The 18,950-nt window shown below is 42.8% G+C and carries 11 protein-coding genes and 1 tRNA gene; 8 read left to right on the top strand and 4 right to left on the bottom strand.

The window, feature by feature from the left end:
* The first annotated feature begins 185 nt into the window (after window positions 1-185).
* Together GWG06_RS04835 and GWG06_RS04840 are read left to right on the top strand one after the other, a co-directional pair.
* Window positions 186-1,223 (top strand): sensor histidine kinase, encoded by a 1,038-nt coding sequence (locus tag GWG06_RS04835; RefSeq protein ID WP_160711674.1) that lies wholly within the window; start codon window positions 186-188, stop codon window positions 1,221-1,223.
* On the top strand, window positions 1,216-1,896 hold the full coding sequence (locus tag GWG06_RS04840; protein ID WP_160711676.1) for a LytR/AlgR family response regulator transcription factor: 681 nt from the start codon (window positions 1,216-1,218) through the stop codon (window positions 1,894-1,896). The genes GWG06_RS04835 and GWG06_RS04840 overlap by 8 nt, the downstream gene beginning before the upstream one ends.
* Window positions 1,897-1,899: 3 nt before the next feature.
* On the opposite strand, the gene GWG06_RS30670 is transcribed toward GWG06_RS04840, so the two are convergent.
* On the bottom strand, window positions 1,900-2,022 hold the full coding sequence (locus tag GWG06_RS30670; RefSeq protein WP_262888672.1) for a hypothetical protein: 123 nt from the start codon (window positions 2,020-2,022) through the stop codon (window positions 1,900-1,902).
* A gap of 568 nt (window positions 2,023-2,590) precedes the next feature.
* On the opposite strand from GWG06_RS30670, the gene GWG06_RS04845 reads away from it, so the two are divergent.
* The 3 genes from GWG06_RS04845 (at window position 2,591) to GWG06_RS04855 (ending at window position 3,375) form a co-directional block, all read left to right on the top strand.
* Window positions 2,591-2,809 (top strand): class I lanthipeptide, encoded by a 219-nt coding sequence (locus GWG06_RS04845; protein WP_160711678.1) that lies wholly within the window; start codon window positions 2,591-2,593, stop codon window positions 2,807-2,809.
* A 4-nt stretch (window positions 2,810-2,813) separates the two neighbouring features.
* A complete protein-coding gene (locus GWG06_RS04850) occupies window positions 2,814-2,984 on the top strand; it encodes a class I lanthipeptide (protein ID WP_158631300.1) in 171 nt (56 codons plus the stop codon).
* A gap of 208 nt (window positions 2,985-3,192) precedes the next feature.
* Window positions 3,193-3,375, top strand: coding sequence for a class I lanthipeptide (locus GWG06_RS04855; protein WP_127034123.1), 183 nt, complete (start codon window positions 3,193-3,195; stop codon window positions 3,373-3,375).
* Between the two features lie 71 nt (window positions 3,376-3,446).
* On the opposite strand, the gene GWG06_RS04860 is transcribed toward GWG06_RS04855, so the two are convergent.
* Together GWG06_RS04860 and GWG06_RS04865 are read right to left on the bottom strand one after the other, a co-directional pair.
* A complete protein-coding gene (locus GWG06_RS04860; RefSeq protein WP_160711680.1) occupies window positions 3,447-4,718 on the bottom strand; it encodes an EndoS/ChiA family endoglycosidase in 1,272 nt (423 codons plus the stop codon).
* A 487-nt stretch (window positions 4,719-5,205) separates the two neighbouring features.
* On the bottom strand, window positions 5,206-7,935 hold the full coding sequence (locus GWG06_RS04865) for a T9SS type A sorting domain-containing protein (protein WP_160711682.1): 2,730 nt from the start codon (window positions 7,933-7,935) through the stop codon (window positions 5,206-5,208).
* A 216-nt stretch (window positions 7,936-8,151) separates the two neighbouring features.
* Here GWG06_RS04865 and GWG06_RS04870 point away from each other — a divergent pair, with 216 nt between their 5' ends.
* On the top strand, window positions 8,152-9,198 hold the full coding sequence (locus GWG06_RS04870) for a Fic family protein (protein ID WP_160711684.1): 1,047 nt from the start codon (window positions 8,152-8,154) through the stop codon (window positions 9,196-9,198).
* Between the two features lie 516 nt (window positions 9,199-9,714).
* Here GWG06_RS04870 and GWG06_RS04875 read toward each other — a convergent pair.
* Window positions 9,715-9,797: transfer RNA gene (locus tag GWG06_RS04875), tRNA-Tyr, on the bottom strand.
* A gap of 686 nt (window positions 9,798-10,483) precedes the next feature.
* Between GWG06_RS04875 and GWG06_RS04880 the strand changes: the two genes are divergently transcribed.
* Window positions 10,484-14,287, top strand: a complete 3,804-nt coding sequence (locus GWG06_RS04880) for a hypothetical protein (protein ID WP_160711686.1) — start codon at window positions 10,484-10,486, stop codon at window positions 14,285-14,287.
* 70 nt (window positions 14,288-14,357) lie between these two features.
* The gene (locus GWG06_RS04885) at window positions 14,358-18,926 is read left to right on the top strand and encodes a DUF6443 domain-containing protein (protein ID WP_202182945.1); all 4,569 of its coding nucleotides are present in this window, start codon (window positions 14,358-14,360) and stop codon (window positions 18,924-18,926) included.
* Window positions 18,927-18,950: the final 24 nt, after the last annotated feature.

The following is an 18,950-nucleotide window of genomic DNA, read 5'->3' on the forward strand; positions in this document are numbered from 1 at the left end:
ATTGGTTGTAAATATCTGGTTTCGGGTTTGTCGACAATGCAAGATTAGAACAGCTGCTTCATTGCCGGACTGCCGGGTCAACGAACAACGGATTCCGGTAAACAAACGGCAGAATCGCGTCAATCACCGCTATGACGCTGAAAATGAAAAATATTTTATCGACATTTACCTCACCAAACATCCTTATGAAGCGATTATCCGGCATAAAAAAGTATAAGCTATACCTGTGGCTGGTGCCCGTATTTTTCCTGTTGAATGTGCTGGGAGCCGTGGTAGAAGGCAAGGGTGGATTTCCTGCCAGAGCGGTTAATGAAGCCTGGCTGGTGTGTTATCTGTCAGCCGCCAACTACCGGCTGTTTGAGCATAGCTTACCTGCGCTGAGCTGGAAGCGGTTCTTCCGTTCTTTCCTGGTGCTGCTTCTGTACATATTTATTTATTCCCTGGGCTTTTATTGCTGGAGAGAGCTGGGCGTAACGCTGCATATTTTTACAGTGCTGAATCATACGGCTACCATACCGGATAAAATAGGTGCGCTGACCGGCTATAGTATCTCGTCTGTAGTGATCTTTGGCGTTATCAGGCATATTGTCAACTATATAAAGTTGAAGCAATCGGCACAGCAGCTGCGCATCGAAAGTCAGCAGGCAGAGTTGAACTATCTTAAATCGCAGACCAATCCGCATTTCTTATTCAATACCCTCAATAATATTTATTCCCTGGCACGGGATAAGTCGGACCTGGCGCCGGAATCTATTCTACGCCTGTCTAAAATTCTGCGTTATATGCTGTACGAAACCAGTTCACCGTATACCGCTATTGAGCAGGACCTGAAAATTATCGACGACTATATTGCATTGGAGAAGCTGCGTTACGACGATACACTGCGTATTAATTTCAATCATGACCTGGAAGACAGGAAACAGGGCCTGCCGCCGCTGTTGCTGATTCCGTTGGTGGAAAATGCTTTCAAGCATGGCGTATCGGAAACCAGGGACCAGCCCTTTGTAGATATCCGCCTGGAGGTGAAGAACAGGATACTGCTTTTTACCGTAAAGAATTCAACCGGGGAACCGGCCGCCGGTAATGCCGTGAAGGAAAATATAGGGCTGTCCAATCTGCGCCGGCAGCTGCAGCTGTTATACACGGATTACAGTCTGGAGGTGCAGCCGGGAGATTTTATCTTCATCGCTTCATTAAGAATAAATCTTGCCAGTCATGTCTAAAATAAAATGTATTGTCATAGAAGATGAACCGCTGGCAGCAAAGGTGCTGAAGGATTACATTGCATCGGTACCGTTCCTGGAGCTGCAGCAGGTGTTTAAAGATGCAATCCTGGCATCTGAATTCCTGTTATCCAATGAAACGGATCTGATCTTCCTGGATATACATCTGCCACGGCTGAAGGGGATGGCATTTCTCAAAACGCTGGCCAATCCGCCATCAGTGATTGTTACCACGGCCTATCATCAGTATGCGGTAGAAGGTTACAGCCTGAATGTTACCGACTACCTGCTGAAACCCTTTGAGCTGGAAAGATTCCTGACGGCAGTGAACAAAGTATATGCGGACCATCGCAGGAGCGCCGCCGGAGAGATCAGGGATTTTATTTTTGTGAATGTGCAGAAACGGAAGGTGAAGATACTTTTTTCGGATATGCTGTATATCGAAAGTCAGCGTGAATATATCCGGATTGTTACCACCAAAGGTGAGTATCTGTCTAAAATGAGTACCAACGAAATAGAAGAACTGCTGCCGCAACATATTTTCAAGCGTATACACCGCTCTTTCATCGTGTCCGTGAACCAGATTGATGCCTATACCGCGGAGGCGGTGGAGATAAAAGGTATATCCATTCCCATCGGAAGAGGGTATAAGGATGTGATTGACGAATTGTAAATATTACACGCCTGCCTGTCTGCGGTTGATCCTGTTCATTACTTTTTCAAAGATACGGTTGAAGATACTTCTGTTCTCTGTAATGATTTCGGCTTTCCCTACTACACTATCCTGGCTGTCTGGCACAATGGTAAAAATATCTTCATTGGCTTTTACATACTGCTTCTCGCTCCAGAACCGGAAGAAGATAACTTTCTCCGGTATGGGGCTTACCAGCAGATTAACTTCTTACCAGGCTGCAATACTGCTCAGTAGCTGCTTGTAGGCATCTGTAAGGCGTTGTAATGCTTTAAAATCTTCCTTGCTGTTTCGTTGACTGGAATGCCGGGGTACTGACTGTTGATTGTGAAACAAAACTAAGCAGAATTTTATTCCCGCCAAATAATTGTGGTACTGAATTTTATAATTACGTAGTACTACTTAGAGCGGTATTTTCGCATTGCTGCTTTTGTAGTTACCGCTATAATACAGCAGTTGCCCTACCGTTAGTAAAGATTTTCCTGCCATTGATGAACTTTATCGGGTAAACTTATTGCCCCCTGTTAACTTCAGTTGCATGTATAAACCCGGTAGTCTGAAAATAATTATGCAACCCTCATAGCACCTGACTATTCTTTTGAAGAAGCTGCGCGTTTAACCTGTAATGCCGGGCAGATACCTGTCTGCCCGGATTTTCCAACATAAAACCCAACGTATGAAAAAGAAAATCATTCTCAACAAAAAGATGATCCTGCAGAAGGAGATTGTTGCCAGCCTGACGGATGCGCAGCAGTATCACGTTAACGGGGGCGCTCCGCAGACAAGATATCTGACGGCGCATACCCTTCCTAATCCCAATAACTGTCTTTGCTGCTTTGATCCGACCGATACCCGGCAGCTTAATTGTACCACTAATTTCACTATAGAAAAGTAAACGTATGAAGAAGAAACTGTCTCTGAAGAAAAAACTGGTCATGCATAAGTTCATAGTTGCAGACCTGAATAAGCTGGAGCAATCGCAGGTAATAGGCGGTATTGCTACCACTACAAGGTTTGAAACCTGTGAAACTTATGTAGCGCCAACGCGCTGCCTGAAATGCCCTGACTGATAGGTAGCACGTTCACTGCAATGTTGCTGCATAGGAATATGCCACATTTGTAACGGTAGTTTAAACTACAGGCAGATAATTCATCTGCCTGTAGTTTCATGCAGTATGCTGTTCCAATCTGTATTAAGTAAATGCCTGATGCCTGTATCTGTTTGCACGTATTCCCCGGATTGCCTGCTCCCCCGACGTATTCACTTAAATATATACCATGAAAAAAAAGAAAGTAACCCTACAAAAGCTGGTGATGCAGAAACTGGTCATTGCAGACCTTACACCACAACAACGTGCCTTCCTGAAAGGAGGCGCTGCTATTCCGCCTACAAGGCTGGAAACCTGCGAATCGTATATTTCTCCGGACATATGCATTATGTGCCCGATTATTACAGTGTAATTCACGTCATAAATGAAATGGAACCCCGCTTAATAAGGCGGGGTTTTTTTATGTTGCCGGAGGAGTGGCCGTTACTGGATTTTCACGGAGCTCATTTTATCATTTGCGTTGGGAGATAAAGCGCCGAACCAGCTGTTGTCAGCGGTGAGTGTCCAGGAGGTGCCGGAGAAATTATCATCCGCGTACATAATGATTTTCCATCCGGCGGGGATTTTCACGGAGGAGGCCCAGTCGTTCACTACACCTCTGGCCTGTAGTTGCGATAAGGTATAATTGCCTTTTGCAATGGGCTGGGAGGCAGTGCCTCCGTAGCCGGCATCCTGGTAAAATACCACACCGGTGGTACCGCTGCCGCCACCTGCGGGGTTCATGATCTGTATCAGCTGTTTGCTGACGATATACGTAGGTGCGTAGGCGTTATTATCAGTAGAAGATGTGAGTGGTGCGTCTCTGTCTATGGCATAGCTGAACACGCCGCCTTTTTTACCGCCGGAGGGTTCCCATCGGGCGTAGTCATAAGCGCGTCCGGTACCGTTCACCGGATAGGTCACATCATACCATACGTTTGAAGGGTATCCTCTTTCTTCATAGAAGGAGAATCCGGGTACAAACCGGGAGGAGGAGATGTAGGGAGAGAAGGAATTCCAGGTAGATTGTAAGGTGCTGGCGCCGCGTCCGTAGGCCTGCAGCCATACATAGTCGACCATGGTATATACCTTCTGAAAAAGGCTGTTGCTACCGCTCTGGTTGGTATCGAAAGTCAGCAGTTTTCCGGTGCCTGATTTAGGTCCCAGGTAGCTGGAGAGCGCTTTATATACACCTGCCATATCGGTGAGTGTCTGGCCGGAAGGATTACTTTCTATGTCGATATCGTAACCATCGAAACCATATTTATTCACGACACTGTCCATGATGCGTTTGGCGGTGATAGCGTAACCGGCCGAATCGTGTGTGGCTCCCGGAGCGAGGTCCAGACCACCTGTAAGGATTACTTTAGTGCCTTTGGTATGCAGCGCGTTAATCCATGCGGGTACCTGGGCGGCCACAGGTGAGGTCGGAGAGAAGCAGAAGAGGATGAGAATGTCCAGGCTGTCCGGTACCTGGGAAAAGTTGGTGTTGAATGGCGCCGGGCCGTAGCAGGGGCCTTCCAGCCGGTAAAAGGCGGCATAGATTTCATGGGGACGGCTTTTGTAGGCGAGGAGGCTGTCCAGCGATTCAGTGGTGGTGGCAGCAGTTTCATGGAGGGGTAATACATCCGCCTGTTTTAATTCTTTGGAGCAGCTGATAACTGATAACAGTATAATCAATGCCGGGATTAATCTGAATGATACGCATTTTTTCATTGTAATGAATTTTATGGTGAACAATAATGCCAGCAGAAAAATCATGGGAACAGGGAGGTAGTTCCGCATCGCATCATGGCGTGCAGCATAACGGATATACTATCGATGACTCCTTTGCTTAAACGATTTACTTAGGCATCCGGCGGTTTGTTCACAATCCTGGTTTACCTGGGCTTCAGTAAATCTTATGGTTGTTGCTGAGCTGTTAGTGGTGATGCATTGTGCGTTGGGTCAATGGCTTTTTCATTATTCATGGAATCATTTTAAGGTAACAGCTCTCTTTCAGTGGAATCGACAGATGGTATTAAGATACGTTAAATTCTTAATAAATGAAAATTTGGTTAAAAGCGTATTCAAAAGTTTGTTCAATGAAAAAAAGAACCCGTCAACAATCAGGTATTACATCCGGCTCCAATACATGCAACAACTAAAAAGGGGCGGATCATATCTTCCATGATCCACCCCTTTCTCCAGCTGCCGGAAAATGTTAGTTCTTAATAAATTGATAAGTCTTACTCATCCCTCCTGTCCTGACATTCAGAAAATAAGTACCCGGCGCCAGCTCTCCTACATCCACAAATGTTCCTGATGTTAACTTCATACGCTGCCCGTTGTTGTTATACACTTCAAGCTGCGCACTACTATTTAATCCGCGTACATAAAGCCTGCTCTCAACCGGATTGGGGTACAGTGAAATACCTTTCTGCTGTGCTGTCTGCTGCTGCCTGTTGTTTATAACGCTGACGGGTACACGCTGCATGCCTGGGGCTGACGGCTTTCCAAACAATTCAATTTCTGCCAGCTGCAGGATTGTTCCGCTGTTGTTGGACAAGTTGAACCGGTAATGGGTATATGCTGTATTGTTGCTGATGTGGAAGGTTCTTGTCTGAAAACGATAGGGGAAATCTTCCCCGGAGCGGCTGTCAAGCGTATGCCAGTTGATGCCGTCTGCAGTGCCTTCCAGTGTCCAGGTCATGGGATCCCGCTCCGGGGCATCATTGGCGGAAGTGATCGTATAGCTTTTCACTGTCCGGCCGGAGGATGCCTGGTATTGTATCCAGGCGGCAGCGTTAAATGTCAGGTATTTGGTATTACGATTGTTATCGGTCAGGTTGGTATATTCCTCACCGGCTGGCGAACCGGTTTCATATTGCGCGTGTAATACGCCGCCCTGATCTGTTATGTCTGTTCCCAGGCTGTCGCCGGTACTGACTGGCGGAAGGCCGTTTTTTTCACGCAGCAGCTGAAACAGGTGGTCGGGGCGTACCACGATATGATTGGTATCGAGCGAATTCATTACGTTCCTGAAATTGGTTGGCTTCACATCCTGCCAGGGTTGCGCCTGTATGATGATAAACCTCGGCGAGGCGCCGTTCCAGCCTGCGGAAGCGGTGGCGATGGCATCTTTCATGGCCTGTTCGCCGGTGCAATAGTTGCAGGATAGCGGCATCCCCGGCAGTTGCTGATGATATATACTCAGCGGACCGCCTGTATTCTGCGCTGTAAGACCCAGTAATGACGGAGCATAGGTGGCAAAACTCTCCCCGACGTTCTGGTTGATGCCGCCGGTAATGGTGTTCCAGATGGTGATAATTTTAAATCCTGCCTTTTTGTTATACGCTTCCGTTCTGGCAACAAATTGATTTAAGGTCTGCTGATCGGGGAAATAATTCGGATATACATAACCGTATCCGGAAGGCCCTGAAATGAGGTTGTCATTACTGGTGGCCGACTGATGATAAAAGTTCAATGCTCCCGGCATAGCGTCCACCATCGCGGGAGATAAGGTCCATCCGATTGGCACTGACCCGCGGTCAGGATTATTCCACAGCTTGCGCATCAGGTGTTCCACAAACTGGAGGTTGTCGCCATCGCTTAGTATAAACGCGACATAAATTTTATTTTTCAGGAGCGGCCTGGGAGGAACAGGCTTTATGTGTATGGCTCTGGGCATACCGCTATGCACAGTTAAATTGGTGGCATAATCGCTGGCAACGGTGGCTATTCCATAGCCGGACGCTCTGGTGATGCCGGAGGCTTCTTCCGGCCACCAGCCCATATAGGTAGCCCCGGCCGGCATGGAAGACAGGAACCGGTTCAGCAGTTCACTTTCACCTGTTACCCTGGGATCCAGCCATATTACTGCAGCACCCAGGGCGGTCGCATATTCGCGCAGGGAGCCCTGATGCGCTTCCGGACTTAACCCTATTAACAGGCGGTGATCCAGCGCAGGCCACCAGGTATTATACAACGCCTGGTATACCTGCAGATTACTGGTATATTGCCCGCGCAGATCCAGCAATACCGGCAGGTTGTAGGGAGCGGCCGTTAGCCGCGCTACTAAAGACGGGGAGGCAATCAGTGCTTTCCTGTTTTTTGCGAGCATCGTTGCGAGGTTAACAGTGGCGGTACAGGCGGGGTCATACACGATCAGACCGGATACTTCGCTGCGGTATTTCGTGATGAGGGCCCATCTGTCTGTATGTTCCGTCCAGGTTAAACCTAAAGACTGCATCCAGGTATAGGGGCCTTCTGCAAAGGCATCACCTTCATAGGAGAAGAGCCGCGGCCGGGTACTGTTGACAATACCTTTCAGGGAACTGAATAAATAGGTTTCGGCGGTGGCATTGTCCTGTTGAACGCCTACCCGGTCCACCTTGATGTAAGCGGCTCCCTTCCAGAATACACGCAGTTCGATGTTGTGATTATCGGCCGGCATCGTGAAGGGTAGTTTGAAGCTGGTGTAGTCCGACGCTATCGGGAATTCCTGGCGGGTAATTGTTTTAGCTGCCAGGGTTGCGCCGGTAGTGGCGTCCCGGACATCTATATCTGCTACAGCATCGTTATTGGCAGTGTTATTATCAATTTTCATCCTGAATTCAGCGATGTTGAATCCGGCTGTAACGCTGTTATCATAAGGGCCGTAAATCATATGCTGATTGGCGGCATCGATGCCCACCTGGCATAGCCATCCGTCTGTTTCCAGGCGGCCTGTTTTATGACTGAGGGAAGGCCCTTCCGCTTCCCATTGCCAGGATTGCTGCGCGGGCAGAGAGGCGCCGTTGTTGTAAAATAAATCCAGCTGGCTGGCCGTAGCCGGAAATGAAGGCAGTAGCTGACCGGCAGGCCAGTTTATCTGGGCGGTAGCTGTGGCGGTTGTCAGCAGCCATAGCAGGAAAGGCAGCAGTACACGCATAACGGGGAATTTGTGGATCATGGTAATTAAAATTTAATCATAGAATAAGTATCTGCATGAAGGATTAAAAGGTCGCGATCTGTCACGCCGGCGGGTTATCAAAATATCTGTCAGACAGGAATGCCTGCCTGTTGCCGTTAACAAGGTGCCCGTGGAATCATTATAAAGTACAGTAATTAAATCAGATTTTCTGCATTTTTATGAATTGGGTATAATTGGGTAATTTTGTGGGTATATATGATAAAGACTACAACCATAAATATCACCGCCGAGGTGCTCTCCCTGATTTCAGAAATTGACGAATTTAAAGGTGCATGGCGCGCCTTAGGGCAACTAGCACCAGAGCATCTCACTTCATTAAAGCGGGTTGCTACAATTGAAAGCATAGGGTCATCAACTCGTATTGAAGGAGCGAAATTAACCGATCAACAAGTAGAAAAATTCCTTGGGAACTTAGCTATAAAGCAATTTACATCTCGTGATGAAGAAGAAGTCGCGGGATATGCAGATGTAATGAACCTTATTTTTGAGAATTACACATATATCCCGCTCACTGAAGGCTACATTCAGCAACTTCACCGGGAATTATTAAAGCATGGTTCCAAAGACAATTGGCATCGGGGGAATTACAAAAAATCATCGAATCACGTTGAAGCTTTTGATCAGGATGGTAAAAGCCTGGGTATTGTATTCGAGACCGCCAGCCCTTTTGATACACAATTACGCATGCAGGAACTTGTTAGCTGGACAGTTAATGCTATTGAAACGAAGGAGCTTCATCCGCTTTTAATTATATGTATTTTTATCGTAGTTTTTCTTGCTATCCATCCATTCCAGGATGGTAATGGGCGATTATCGCGCATTCTAACAACAGTTCTTCTATTACGGGCAGGGTATGCATACGTGCCATATAGCTCTCTGGAAGCCGTTATTGAGCAGAGTAAAGAAGGGTATTACCTTGCATTAAGAAGAACACAAGGCACATTAAAAGCTGAAAATCCAGACTGGATGCCCTGGATATTATTTTTTTTACACGCCCTTCAGCAACAGAAAGCCCGGTTGGAAATTAAACTTGAACGGGAAAAGCTTCTTTTAGGACAGTTACCAGAATTATCTATAAAGATACTTGAACTGGTAAAATCCAGAGGCCGTATAACAATCAGTGAAATAGTTGTTTTAACAAAAGCCAATAGGAATACTATAAAAAAACACCTGGAAAGTCTCGTTTCTACTAAGCATTTACAACAACATGGTGCTGGACGTGGCTCTTGGTATTCTAGGTAAAGTGAGTGAGCCACTTCTATTTGAATCCAATTAAGTACAGGCAGTGAGAGCCACCCTCTTATGCTCACGATACTCATTTACCTGTAGAAGATTCTCGGATGTGGCCAACCGTTTAAAGAACGGTAAAATCAAATCCAGTAAAGAGCTCTCCGATCTTTTCCATGAAATGTACCGTATGGATATCTAGGAGATGCTCAAAGCAGAGATGGATAAACATCTGGACTATGAGAAACATGCTTCGGAAGGTGTTGAACACATCAATAGCCGCAATGATTACGGTAGGAAAAAAGTAAAGTCAAATCTTCGAACCGAAAAAGTAAATTCCGTTTTCGCCTGGATATACCCTGGAAATATGTTTAATACTTTATTCTTCAGATAAAATAATCGGAAAGTATATCATTTATGAAGATGATAAAGGAAATTCAATTGATGATAGTTTAATACTGTATTAATCAGCGAAGGCGGGGAACAATTAGTTGCAGGCATCAGCCACGTATAGGGGTAACCGTAAAGAAGTGGGCAGGATAGGATTCGAACCTATGAAGTCGAAAGACAGCGGATTTACAGTCCGCCCCGTTTGGCCGCTCTGGAACCTGCCCTCACTATTTCAAATGTTGTAAAAAAAAGGAATAGACATCGGTCTATTCCTTTAGTCTTTTGCGGACTACAGGGGACAAGTTTCGAACTTTTTTATTGAAGACTTATTGAGAATCAACGATTATAACCTGACTTTTAAAGGTTAGGTATTGGGCTGCGAAGAGGGTTTTCATCCTTTGTCTGGCAAGAAAGCATTTTTTGGATAAGTATCAACTACTTTGAGATTCATTATACCTTCTACAATAAAAAATAGTGGTAGTGTACCCTCTCTTTAAGAGGTATTTTTAGATCGTCAGGCATTTGAGCAGCCTCGGGAAGATGCCCGCACTTGCCACGAGCATCCAGAATTCTACCTATTTTGACGTGACTAGCACTTTTATTTGAATCCAATTAATTATGGGAAGTGAGAGCAGTCCTCAAATCTTTCTATAGTTATCTTAATAGTAAGAAAATTACTATTATTGTGAGATGATATTGAAAGATGTTAGCGATTTGCCGACATAGGTTAATAATAATTAATATTTATGAAAGCGCGTAATCCCTTTTGTTATACCTGTATGAATCTTCGAGAAATGCAACTTCAACTTATTCCAGAAAATTTTTACCATTGTTATTGTGATGTCTTATACCTATCATGATGGCTATCCCAGGTGAGAACATTTATTTTCCCAATTTATATTAACCTTTTATGGATCATTATAAATTTTCATCAACAGGCAACAAATGCTTGTTGCTTGTTTTATTGTTGTTGAATATTTTATCGGCGAAGGCTCAACGGAGTCTTTTCGGAGATGTTACCATTGCGTCTCCTACAGCAGCATCTCTAGGTAAGTTCGGCGATATTCCGGTAAACAATCATACTGGTAACCCACAGATAAATATACCTATTTATGAAATTGAATCAGGGCCTCTTAAACTTCCTGTTAGCCTTAGCTATCACTCTTCGGGATTAAAAGTCCTCGATCCTGCCGGATGGGTAGGGGCAGGCTGGGCGCTTAACGCAGGAGGTGTTATTTCCAGGACTGTAATGGGGGCTCCAGATGAAAGAAATACCAGCAGCGCGGGCAGCCAGTATGGATACTTCAGTGATTATGGATATCACAGTTATCTGTATTCCGGGGATATGCAAGATTGGCAAGCTTTTGCATCAGGACAAAAAGATGGCGAACCTGATTTATTCTTCTATAATTTTAACGGTTACTCTGGAAAATTTTACTTTTCTGATGATCGTCTTCCCGTATTGATACCAGAACAGGACCTGAAAATTGAGTATAGCTACTCAGGTTCTGGGAGCATATCCAGCTTTATTATTACAACACCTGATGGTACGAGGTATTATTTTGGTGCGACAGCTGCTGCAAATGATGTAGATCCGGTAGAAACTACGGCTCCGATGAATATGGGTAACGGATATAATGCAAGTTCTACTATTTCGAGTTGGTATTTGAATAAGATAGAATCAGAAGATGGCATGTTTGCTATTAATTTAACCTATCAACAGGAAACATATAGCTATTTTACATGGTCTTTATTCCCTATTTCAAGCCAGGACCAGACTACAAAGAAGGAGTATAGTCTTGTAAAAATGTTTCAGAATGGAGTGAGACTTGATAAGATTGCATTTCCCAATGGTCATATAGACTTTATACCCGGAGCTGTCAGAGCAGATTTAGGGGGAACTATGCATGATTTTACGGATGATATGAATACAAGTGCCACAACATTGGGAGCAATCAATATAACCAATGATAAAAATTTCTGCAAAAAATGGCAATTCTTTTATAATTATTTTGAAGACAATATCGGTACTCTTCCAGATGGAACGATGAATATTGAAACAGACCGAAAGAAGTTAAAACTTGACAGTATTCAGGAGAAGTCCTGTAATGCAGCTATTGTTTTACCACCTTATAAGTTTGATTATTATACAGAGAGAGTACCCCGCAGACTATCATTTAGTTTTGACCATTGGGGATATAGCAATGGCCGGAACAATCAAAGCCTGATTCCAGCAATTAAGGTAGATGGAACAAATATACCTGGTGCAAACAGAGACGCGACCTGGCCAGATATGAGAGGTGGAGCCCTGAGAAAAATTGTATACCCTACAGGAGGATCAACAGATTTCGAATTTGAAGCCCATAGAACAAATGTTTCATATTCCAGAGATATCTGGACGAACCTGGCAACACTTAATATCGGATATGATGGGAGTAATCCAAGAACTATAACACGAACGATCACTTTAAAACCAGGTACTTATACAATAACCGTGTCTACCAGTTCAGGTGGATCTAATGCCAGCTTTACAGTACAGGATATTACTAATAATATCACTGTGGCAGCAATGACGGCTTCTTCAACCAATCCTTCTGACGGTACAAGAGAGAAAGTAGTATACTGTTATGGCGGAACGTATCAACTGACGTTGTCAAAAGAAACCTATGGAACAACTGGAGTTGGTGCTTCCGGTTCTGTTATGCAAAGTGTACCAAGTTCCTATGTTGTAGATACCATAATAGGAGGGCTGCGCATAAAAAAGATCACTGCACATGATCATGTCACGGGAAATGATAAAGTTACTTCCTATACTTATAAGGCCGGAAATAATTCTTCTGGGATTTTGTTCGGGCGTCCTACATATGTACAAACATTACGCAATGATCTAATCAGAGATCTTGGGTATTGGAATCCAGCCACAGGATATGAGCAAAGCTGTAGCCCACAGGGTTGTATTACCTGTACTGTTTTTCCATATTACAAATCTCCGAGTAGCATAAGGCCTATGGCATCTACTCAAGGGTATCACATAGGATATAGTGAGGTAACTATCAGGCAGCCCGGCAATGGATACAGTGTTTATCGTTATAATACTGGTCTGCCTTATGGATATGTTACCGATAATGTGGCAAACCTGGAAGTGAGTACTGCAAGTTGCGATGCCCAGGCACCTAATTTCCCTCCTGCGCCACTCCCTTATGTATATATTCGTGGTGAGCTGGCAAATGAACTGCATTTCAGAGAAGATGGAAAGTTGTTGAATGAACGGATATATAACTACACATTTTCTACTCCAGTAGTAAATACTTATGCGTTTATTGCTGCTTATTACAAAACATCATTTGGGAATATTATTTTAGGCACAAACTATTCTCTATCCACGGCAAAAAAGATTCAAACAATTATTACAGAAAATAATTCGGATCGGACAAATGGCATTTCTATGTCGAGCACTACTACGAATGATTATCTAAGTACATCACATCATGAAATAACCAGTTCAAAAACACTTAATTCTACGGGGGACGAGTTCATTCTGAAAAGTAAGTATGCTTTTGATTTCAGAACGTCATGTGATGCTATTGCCGATTGTAAGTCTGCCTATGCGACAGCAAATAATAGTTGCCAGAATACCTATGTAGCAGAACTAGGTGCTTGTGGAACATCGCTTTGCAGAACCAATGCATATTTGAAATATCAAAAATGCCTTTCACAATCGCGTGTAGGATACGTTAATTGCCGTAGAACAAATTTTACAGATCCGGGTAATGCGTTTGGTAGTTGTCTGCAGAACAGTATCAATAATGCAGATGTATATCTTAAACCTATTCTGAAGATGCAGCAACAGTATAAGAATGCAGCACTGGAGGTTACTACGTATAAAAATGGGAAAATATTAAAATCGGCTTTTAATAAGTATGGATTTGCTTTGAACCCCACATGGAATGTTGTGCCTGAAAAACTAATGATGCTTAACCTGTCATCTCTATCTGCTACGTTTACAGAAACAGCCATTAATGGAAATAGTATTACAAAGGATAGCAGATATCAGGAAGAAATGGTGGTCAAATATGATAAAGGAAATCAGGTGCAAACATTAGGTAAAGATGGAATTATAAAGTCATACATATTTGACTATAATAATACTCTGCCTGTGGCAATTGTAACCAATGCTCCGAGTGATCAGATTGCCTATACTTCTTTTGAGGCGGATGGTGGAGGCTACTGGTTTTTTTCTGGAACCGTTGTAAATGATAATACCGCTCCTACCGGAGATAAATGTTACAATCTTGGATCAGGAGGGATGGTCAAAAGCGGTTTGTCAGCTGCGTCAAAGTACGTAGTTTCTTACTGGACTAAGAATACGCAGCCTTATGGCATTAGCGGAACGCAGGGACTCGCGGTAAAAGTACGCAGTAAAAATGGATGGACCTATTTTGAACATAAAGTGAGTGGAGTATCTGAAATTTCTGTAGCTGGAAATGGTTTTGTTGATGAAGTGAGATTATATCCGGAAGATGCCCAGATCAGGACATTTAGTTATTCTCCAATGATAGGTGTAACCAGTGAATGTGATTTCAAAGGGCTAATCACTTATTATGTATATGATGATCTTGGGAGGCTGAGAATGATTAAGGATCTGGATGGAAATATACGAAAGCTTATCCATTATAATCACAATGGTCAACCTGAAGATAACGGACAATATTAATGTCTGATAATACCAGTTTAATAAATTTCTATATTACTGTTGAATCTATCAACTTCATTAAGCTAACTATATGGGTTATCCTATACTATATTTAAAATGGATTGCACTTATTGCTATTATTACTTTATTTCATATAGAAAGTAGTGGGCAGAATATACCTTCTAAAAATACCACGGTACCGGTAGCTGTTCCTGCTCCTATGCCTTCAGCTCCCCAGAACCGGCTTGTTAACTACGTCAGAACCTATGAACCCTTTACACCGATCACTGATCCTATGACTATCATTAATGCAGGAGATCAGGAGGTAAAGAGAAGCACTATATATATCGATGGTATTGGCAGAACCCTCCAGACGGTTGTTAAAGGTGGAAGTGGCCAATACGGAAGAGACATTGTTTCTCCTATTGTATATGATTCATGCGGTAGAGAGCAGTTTAAGTATTTGCCTTATGTACAGCAGACTGGTAATGTGAATGACGGATTATTTAAATCGGACCCTTTCAACAGTCAGAAAGCTTTCTATGAAAACAACCAATTGAATCCTGGGATTGGGGAGGATAAAATTTTTTATTCACAAGTTGAATATGAGCCCTCACCGTTAAACAGGGTAACCAAAACCTACAGTCAGGGTAATAGTTGGGCAAAGACAGGTGGTAACCGTCCACAGACACAATTGTATCAGTTAAACTCTCCGGCTGATTCGGTGCGTATCTGGAGTATTTCTTCGGGCAGTAATATCCCTGTTTCCACTGGTATTTATCCAACTGGTGTATTACAAAAGAATATAGCCATTGATGAGAATGGTAATCAGCTTGTTGTTTTTGTAAATAAGGATAAACAGGTAATACTAAAAAAAGTACAACTGAACCAAACTCCAGGCACTGCTCATATGGGATGGTTATGTACCTATTATGTGTATGACGATTTCGATAAACTGAGATTTGTTATTCCACCACTTGCAACAGAAAAAATTACTTCTTCATGGGACCCAAGTAAAGTTGCCAATGGGCTTTGTTATATATACAAATATGATGAAAGAAGAAGGCAGATAATGAGGAAAATACCAGGTGCTGATTCAACTGAGTTCGTATACGATACCCGTGATAGGCTCGTTTTTACAAAAGATGGTAATCTTAGAAGTAAGGGACAATGGATGTTTAATGGTTATGATAATCAGAATAGGTTAGTAATGACAGCCTTGTACACAAATGCTGCGGCTTCCCGGTCGTTATTGCAATCAGGAATGGATGCAGCCTCTGGTTATCAGGAATTGTCCTATGCCTTTCCTGGGATCAATGATCTGGTATTAGCTTCACATAACGGTAGTTCCTTGTATCAGGCCAAATCCAGTGTTACAATGGAGAATGGATTTGATTCAGGACTGGATGCAGATTTTTTAGCGGATATAAACCCTAACCTGGATTATGGAACGACTAATATAAAAGTGAATAATTCACTTCCTCAGATTAATAATGCAGATCTGACTCCATTGAGTTATATCTTTTACGATAGTTACAATTTTACTGGAGCTGTTCAGCCACTTACAGGGGACTTCAATAAATTCAGTATCTCAAGTGATCAGCACCCTGTAGCCATTAGTGGAGTTAGTGCAATGACACGGGGGCTTGCAACTGGTTCTAAAGTTAGAATTATTAATACTGACCAATGGCAGACAACTACTATTTATTATAATGATCAGGGGCAGAAAATTCAAAGCATTAAGGATAATGTTTCAGGTGGCAGGGATATAGTAACTACCATCTATAATTTTAATGGACAGCCGTTAGCACATTATTTGCGACATAGAAATCAGAAAAGTATTATTCCTGAAGTTACGCGCTTACAAACACTTACCTACGATGCTGCTTCCAGATTATCATCTGTGAAAGACAGGTTGAATGATAATGCGGCTGCGGAAAAAGTAATCTCCTTAATGGAGTATGATGAACTGGGACAATTGAAAGCGAAACGTTTGGGGGGTATTGGGGCACAACAACTGGAACGTATAACGTATGATTATAACGTCAGGGGGCTGTTGAAAACTATTGGAAGAAATTACCTGAATAACATAGATGATTCTTCCCATTTTGGCCAGGAATATAACTACGATTTTGGGTTTCAGGAGAATCAATACAACAATAATGTAGCTGGTATCCGATGGAAAGGATGGAATGATAAAACATCGAGAGCCTATGGATATCAGTACGATAATTCTAGCAGAATGACAGCGGCTAATTTCTCGCAACAGAATACGACCGGCGGAAATTGGCTCAAAGATGTAAAAGATTTTTCCGTTGAAGGGGTTTCCTATGATGCTAATGGCAATATTCTTTCAATGCGGCAAAACGGATTAGTGGATAACCAGATAAGTAGTATTGACAGATTAAAATATACATACGAAGCATTTAGTAACAGGTTACTTGCTGTAAAGGATACAAGTACTGTACCCAATCTGTTGGGGGATTTTAAAGACGGTAATACTTCAGGTGACGATTATGCTTACGATAGTAGTGGAAATATAATTAAAGATCTCAACAGAAAGATTAGTGATATCAGGTATAATTATCTGGGATTACCTGAGCGTATCACTTTTGCCAACCAATCACTTATTCAATATCAATATGATGCTAATGGAACAAAAATCAGGAAGATAGTGACAGACAAGTCGGTAACACCTGCTGTCAGCACTATGACTGATTATATTGATGGGTTTATATACAGAAATGATAGCCTACAAATTATCAGCCATCAGGAAGGCCGTATCAGAGCATTGTATAAGGTAAATGCTCCTGTTTCCTTTGCATATGATTTCTTCGTAAAAGATTTGCTTAATAACACCAGGCTTATACTGACTGATAATAAGGAATCACTGTTTTATAGAGCGAGTATGGAAACGGCGGTAGCTGCCAAAGAGAATGCCTTATTCAGTAATATTGAAAGCACCCGTGTACCCAAGCCAGTAGGATTTCCCAATGATGGAAACACGGATAAGAATGAATTTGTCGCAAAACTGGTAGCAAAAGAAGGAGGAAAGAAAATAGGACCTTCTATTGTATTGCGTGTAATGGCAGGAGATACGATACAAATAGGTGCTAAGGCATTTTATAAATCCAGTGGCCCTCAGGAGAAAAAATCGGGATTCCCCGCCGAGAACCTCCTCCCGGATTTAATTCAGGCGTTTGGAGGTAATTTTCCTTCAGATCAAACGCATGGTGGTAATGCCTTGAATCAACAAACACCGTTCAACGCTAGTTTTTATAATAATGATTACCAACGCCTGAAAGAGAAGGAACCAGGCCAGTATCAATCAGATAAGCCCAGGGCTTACCTGAATTATGTCTTGTTCGATGATCAGTTCAAACTTGTAGATGAAAATAGTGGTGTAAAACAAGTTAAGGGGGAGCCAGAGCAACTGCAAGTATTAACACAGGACAGAATGGCCATTAAGAAAAGTGGGTTCCTGTATGTTTATACCAGCAATGAAAGTCCGCAGGATGTATATTTTGATGATGTAGTTGTAATGGATATTCCAGGGCCGGTGCTGGAAGAAACCCATTACTATCCATTTGGGTTAACAATGGAAGGGATTAGTTATAGTGCTTTGAGAGGACCCGGTTATCAACCTAATAACTTTAAGTTTACTGGCAAAGAAATGCAGAAGAATGAATTTTCCGATGGTACTGGCTTGGAAATGTATGATTTTGGAGCACGCTTCTATGATCCACAAATTGGAAGATGGCATACACCAGATCCATTAAGTGAAACATCCAGAAGATGGAGCCCCTATGCGTATGTCTATAATAATCCAATGAAATTTACTGATCCTGATGGTATGGCAGCGCATCCGGTATCAGAATCAGGTAGTAATAACCCTGAATTTGATCCTGGTAAATATAAAGATGAGATAAAGGTTAAAGTAGAAATAGATCCTTACACCGGAGAGTTGACGTTTTCTATTTCTGGACCATGGCTGGGAGATGAGAAGAATTCTAAGGGTGGAAATAAGACTCAGCTCCAGACACAAACCCAAAATCAATCTCAGACGAATAACGCTTTTGTTGGTCTTTTACCAATTGCTGCGGAAGGGGCGGCTTACTTATATGGCGTAATGGCTTCATCCACTTTTTATTCTTTTCCGACAAGTGATGCATGGGCTGCAGGGGTAAGTGATCTTAAATCAAAGTTTGTTTTTGTTGAAGGTGGAGGTAAAGCGGTATATTATGCTAAGCAACTATACAATAAAATTGCTGGATTACCGGTATTTGCGGCAGCTCCAGTTAAGGCAATCTCTCGCACAGAACCTACTACACAGCTCCCATACTCTGTTCCTTTTGTTGGGCACGCAAACAAAAAATCTAATACCAATCCCCATTTAGTTTATACCTTTACCTATAATCCTCCGGCGGGCTTTTCGCCTACCTTGAAATATGGAATTGCTTCCATGTACCCAGGAACTTTTGATTTTGATAGGCCGGAGTTACAGGTCGCGGCTTTCAGAGCTTTATATGGGGCCTCTGTAAATTGGAGAGCGTTAGTTTTCACTCCTAATAGAGAAACCGCCCTGGATGTTGAAAGGAATGCCGTAAATGTACACATTGATGTATGGGGATATAGGCCTATTGAACAGAAAAGACCTTAGATTGATTAATGTCAAATTTTATAA

This window comes from Chitinophaga solisilvae, assembly GCF_009928525.1.
In the GTDB taxonomy this organism is placed as follows: domain Bacteria; phylum Bacteroidota; class Bacteroidia; order Chitinophagales; family Chitinophagaceae; genus Chitinophaga; species Chitinophaga solisilvae.